The sequence below is a fragment of the Pseudomonas sp. K5002 genome (genome assembly GCF_013386655.1).
Taxonomy (GTDB): Bacteria; Pseudomonadota; Gammaproteobacteria; order Pseudomonadales; family Pseudomonadaceae; genus Aquipseudomonas.
In genome coordinates this window covers 1-305 of sequence record NZ_JACARK010001311.1, presented here as the reverse complement: position 1 = coordinate 305, position 305 = coordinate 1, and the positions used below count along the sequence as shown (strand labels likewise).

At 67.5% G+C, this 305-nt stretch carries 1 protein-coding gene; it reads left to right on the top strand.

Features of this window, described 5'->3' with window-relative positions; genetic code table 11:
* Positions 1 to 305, top strand: a 305-nt coding sequence (locus HX846_RS35940) for a PfkB family carbohydrate kinase (protein ID WP_256740382.1), incomplete at both ends; no start/stop codon positions are given.

Below are 305 nucleotides of genomic sequence, written 5' to 3'. Positions count from 1 at the left end.
CCGCGCCGACGGCAGCCTGCAACAAAGCTTCGGCGGCGACACCCTGAACGCCGCCGTCTACCTGCGCCGCGAACTGGGTGAACCGAGCACCGTCGACTACGTCACCGCCCTGGGCGATGACAGCTTCAGCGATGCCATGTGCAAGCACTGGGCCGAAGAAGGCCTGGGCCTGGGCATGGTCCAGCGCCTGCCCGGGCGCCTGCCGGGTTTGTACTGCATCCAGACCGATGCCAACGGCGAGCGCAAATTCCTCTACTGGCGCAATGAAGCGGCCGTGCGCGACTGCTTCACCACACCGGCGGCCG